Annotated in this window: 6 protein-coding genes; 5 read left to right on the top strand and 1 reads right to left on the bottom strand. The window is 72.9% G+C overall.

Translation table 11 applies throughout. The features are described from left to right. Both DQW06_RS20880 and DQW06_RS20875 read left to right on the top strand, forming a co-directional pair. Nucleotides 1-606, top strand: a 606-nt coding sequence (locus tag DQW06_RS20880; protein WP_117199142.1) for a helix-turn-helix domain-containing protein, incomplete at its 5' end; no start/stop codon positions are given. After that, nucleotides 603-1862, top strand: a complete 1260-nt coding sequence (locus DQW06_RS20875; protein ID WP_071621187.1) for an MFS transporter — start codon at nt 603-605, stop codon at nt 1860-1862. The genes DQW06_RS20880 and DQW06_RS20875, both read left to right, overlap by 4 nt. 124 nt (nt 1863-1986) lie before the next feature. On the opposite strand, the gene DQW06_RS20870 is transcribed toward DQW06_RS20875, so the two are convergent. After that, on the bottom strand, nt 1987-2355 hold the full coding sequence (locus DQW06_RS20870) for a DUF4229 domain-containing protein (protein WP_013156005.1): 369 nt from the start codon (nt 2353-2355) through the stop codon (nt 1987-1989). Between the two features lie 422 nt (nt 2356-2777). On the opposite strand from DQW06_RS20870, the gene DQW06_RS20865 reads away from it, so the two are divergent. The 3 genes from DQW06_RS20865 to DQW06_RS20855 form a co-directional block, all read left to right on the top strand. Continuing rightward, nucleotides 2778-2978 carry a BldC family transcriptional regulator gene (locus DQW06_RS20865; protein WP_017535950.1) on the top strand — a complete coding sequence of 67 codons (201 nt, stop codon included), beginning with the start codon at nt 2778-2780 and terminating at the stop codon, nt 2976-2978. A gap of 164 nt (nt 2979-3142) precedes the next feature. Continuing rightward, nucleotides 3143-3499, top strand: a complete 357-nt coding sequence (locus tag DQW06_RS20860) for a PLD nuclease N-terminal domain-containing protein (protein WP_013156003.1) — start codon at nt 3143-3145, stop codon at nt 3497-3499. A gap of 258 nt (nt 3500-3757) precedes the next feature. Further along, nucleotides 3758-4043 (top strand): DUF4333 domain-containing protein (locus DQW06_RS20855; protein ID WP_157983528.1); only part of this gene is annotated, 286 nt, incomplete at its 3' end.

The raw sequence follows: 4043 nt of genomic DNA, 5'->3' as shown, positions 1-4043 counted from the left end.
CCCGACCCCTTCGCCCATGCGGCGACCCTCGACGCCCGCTCCCTCCGCGGGCTGGCCCACCCCCTGCGCATCCGCGTCCTCAACCTCCTCCAGCAGCGGGGGCCCGCCACCGGCAAGACCGTCTCGGAGTGGCTGGATGTCTCCTCCGCCTCGGCCAGCTACCACCTGCGGCAGCTGGAGGCGCACGGGTTCATCGAGGAGGACCCCTCCCTGGGCACCTCGCGGGAGCGCTGGTGGCGCTCCAGGCACAAGGGATTCCGCTTCCCCGAGCACCTGGACACCGACGAGCCCGAGCTGAGCGCCGCCGTGCGCATGGCCCTGGCCGCCAGCTGGAGCGAGGAACTGGCCTCGGCCGTCAACCTGTGGGCGGCCCAGCCCGAGGGCTGGCGCGAGGCCCAGGTCATGTCCGGGCGGCGCACGGAGCTGACCCTGGAGGAACTCTCCGCCTTCCGGGAGGAGGTCCGCGCGCTCTTCGACCGCTACACGCGCGAGACCGGCGCCCCCGGCAGCCGACCGGTGCACGTCCAGTTCGCCGCCTTCCCCGACCCCGAGGACAGGGGCCCGGACGTGGAGGGGGACGACGGGGCGACGGGGACGGGCACGTGAGGAGCGTCGGCGGGCTGGTCGCCGCCCAGGCCCTGTGCTACACCGCCACGCGGCTGGCGATGATCGCCATCCCCTGGTTCGTCCTGGAGGCCACCGGCAGCCCGGCGTCCATGGGGGCGGTGGCCTTCTTCGAGATCGGCTCCTACACCCTGGCCCGACTGCTGGGCGGCCCGCTGCTGGACCGGATGGGTCAGCGTGCCGTGAGCGTGCGCGCCGACCTCGTCGCCGCGGCGGCGGTGGCCTGCGTCCCGCTGCTGCACACGGCCGGGCTGCTGTCCTTCCCCGTGCTCCTGGCGCTGGTGACCGTGATCGGCCTGGCCACCGGCCCCGCCGAGGCCGCCAAGGTCTCCATGGCCCCGGCCGTCGCCGAACGCACGGGGACGCGCCTCGAACGGGTCACCGGACTCACCGGAACCGTGGACCGGCTGTCCACGACCGTCGGACCGGTGGCCGCGGGCGGACTGGTGTCCCTGCTCGGCGCGCTCCCCGCCCTGTACACGAACGCCGCGCTGCTCGCCGCGGCGGCGGTGGTACTGGCCGCCACCCAGCCCGGGGAGCGCCCCCGCCCGGGCGGGGACCCCGAGGCGGACGCGGGCTACCCGACCAGGCTGCGCACCGGCTGGCGGGCGGTCTGGGGCGACGCCACCCTGCGCGTTTTGGTGGTCGTGCTCGCGGTCACCAACATGATCGACATGTCCGTGGCCTCGGTACTACTGCCGGTGTGGGTGGACGACAACGGCATGGGCCCCGCGGTGGTCGGCCTCCTGGGCGGCGTGATGGGCGCGGCCTCGGTGGTGGGCTCGCTCGCGGCCACGGCGGTCGGGCACCTGCTGCCCCGGAGGGCGGTGTTCTTCGCGGGGCTGGTGCTGGCCGGGCCGCCCCGGCTGGTCGTGCTGGCGCTGGACGTGCCGCTGTGGGCGGTCCTGGCGGTGTGGGGCCTGTGCGGGCTCGCGGGCGGGGTACTCAACCCGATCCTGGGCGCGGTGCTGTTCGAGCGCCTGCCCCGCCGAGCCGTGGGGCGGGGCACGGCGACGATCGGCGCGCTGACCCGGATGGCGGCGCCGTTGGGCGCGCCCGTCGCGGGCGCGGCGGCCGGACTGCTCGGAGCGGCGCCGGTGCTACTGGCGTGCGCGGCCCTCTACCTGGCCGCGGTCCTGCCGCCGCTCGTGGGCCGCGCGGCCGAGGGCATCGACAGGCACGGGACGGAGGCGCGCCGGTCAGCGGGCGGGGCGGACGCGGGCACGGGCACAGGGTAGGGCCACCGCGAACGGGTGTCCGGATCGGTGTTCCCGCTCCCGGGGCCGCTGTGGCCGCCGACGGTGGCGCTGGCGGCGGGAGCGCCCCCGGCGGGAGCCGAACGCTCCCCGGCCACCGCTCCGGTCAGGACTCCCTGGCGGCGGTCGGCGCGTCCTCGCCCGGCTTCGCCTCGGCCCCGGCCTCCTCGGCACGGGCGTCGGCCCCGGCAGGGGCCGCCTCCTGATCCGGTGCCTCCTGGAAGTCGTCCTCGCGGGCGGAGGCGTCCGCCAGGCGCGCGGACAGGCTGTTCGCCTTGCGGCGCTCCATCCGCTCCACCGCGCTCGCGGAGACCTTGTCGCGCATCCCGGACAACAGGACGTAGGAGGCCAGTCCGCTGACCAGCCAGGCCAGGATGAGGGCGATCCACGCACGGGCGCCGAAAAGGTAGACCACTCCGAAGGCCGCCGCGAACAGCCCCAGGCGGGCGGCGGTATAGGTCAGCAAGCTACGCATCCAAAAGCCTCACAACAGACGATTACCTGGACTAGATTGGTCGCTACGCCCATCGGCGGCGCGGAACGCCCGGTCAACACCTGTGTCCGGACGTTCCCGCACCCCACACGGGTCGGGCCGACGGCCTCCCACAGGTCCTTATCTCCAGGTTAAGGGCGTGCCCGCCGCGACGGGCATCGGGTCGGTGTGTCGCTTGCGGCACAGGGGAACGGGACATAGGCGAACACGATTCGCATAGTCATGGGATGTTTCCAATCCCGACAGCAGGGTCCGAACATCACGTTCCGGTCACATATCCGGTACTCCTCCCCCCAACACCGCAATTTCTCCGAAAACTAGGGAGGAAACGGTCTAACTCGTGCACACTAGGGGATCAAACGCCCGCCGCCCCCACAGTCCGAGGCGGGCACGATTGGGGGAATGTGAAGGTGGAACGAGCAAGCGAACGCCTGTTGACCCCCGGGGAAGTGGCCTCACTCTTCCGGGTTGATCCCAAGACCGTCACGCGCTGGGCCGCCTCCGGGCGGATCAGCAGCATCCGGACCCCGGGAGGGCACCGCCGCTTCCGCGAGTCGGAGGTGCGCGCCCTCCTGCTCGGGGAGCCGAGCGAGAGCACGCCCTGAGGCCGAGTGCCCCAAGACAACCCATCCGGCGGGAGCCAGAGCTCCAGGAGCCACAGGGCCCTCCGACCGCCCCGTCGGCCGGTCAACCGCTCCGCGGACTCCCCCTGCCCTCCGGCCCGGTGTCCCGACCGTGAGGAGTCGACTGCAAGAGTTAGGCTGGAACCATGGTGTGGCTTGGTGGCCTGATCACGCTCGTATCGATCGTTCTGTGGGTGTACGCGTTCTTCGACGCGCTCACCACCCCTTCCTCTGAGGTGCGCACTCTGCCGAAGGTGCTGTGGGTGTTCGTCATCGTGCTGTTCGTGCCCGTCGGCGCCATCCTGTGGCTCCTCCTCGGCCGCCCGCGCCAGGCGGCCTCAGCCCGCGGGAGCGCGCCCTCCCCGACACAGGCCACGGCCTCGGCCGACGACCTCGACCCGTCCGACTTCACCAAGCCCTCGGGCAGCCCGCACCCGCTCGGACCGGACGACGACCCCGAGTTCCTGCGACGACTCAACCGGCGGATCGATCCGGAGGACTGACCCGGACACGACCGACCCGGACCGGTACACGACGACGGTGGGGGCCGCCCGACAGGACGCGGCCCCCACCGCTGTGTTCCACCCTTCCCGTTCCCCCGCCCCGGGGCAAGCACATCCGGGCGGCTCCCCGGCGCGGCACCGGCCGACCACACCAGACACCGATGTCACATCCCCGCATCGGAGCCATCCGCTCCGGAACCCGCTCCTCGCGTTCGGCGTCCATACCCGTGCACATCCCCGAACACTGAGGAGGCCGCCATGCGGCAGACCGGACGCCGTCGAGTCATCACCGGAACGGCACTGGGCGCGGTCTCCCTGCTTCTGTCCACCGGCTGTTCGTTCGAGTTCAGCATCGGCGGCCCCGACGCAGTCGGCGCCGAACAGGTCGCCGAGCGGTCGAGCGAGATGCTGGCCGAGGAGGTGGGCCAGACCCCCGACGGCTTCACCTGCCCCGAGGACCTCCCCGCGGAGGTGGGCGCCGAGATCCGCTGTGAGCTCACCGCCGACGGCCAGACCCTCGGAGTGACCGTCACGACCACCTCCG

The sequence above is a fragment of the Nocardiopsis sp. TNDT3 genome (genome assembly GCF_003427465.1).
Taxonomy (GTDB): Bacteria; Actinomycetota; Actinomycetes; order Streptosporangiales; family Streptosporangiaceae; genus Nocardiopsis; species Nocardiopsis dassonvillei.
Note: the sequence above shows the minus strand (reverse complement) of the source record. Positions and strands in the feature narration are given on the sequence as shown.

Excerpts from the sequence above, each read along its gene's own strand:
- DQW06_RS20870 (WP_013156005.1), bottom strand. The coding sequence starts at position 2,355 with ATGCGTAGCTTGCTGACCTATACCGCCGCCCGCCTGGGGCTGTTCGCG.
- DQW06_RS20860 (WP_013156003.1), top strand. The coding sequence starts at position 3,143 with ATGGTGTGGCTTGGTGGCCTGATCACGCTCGTATCGATCGTTCTGTGG.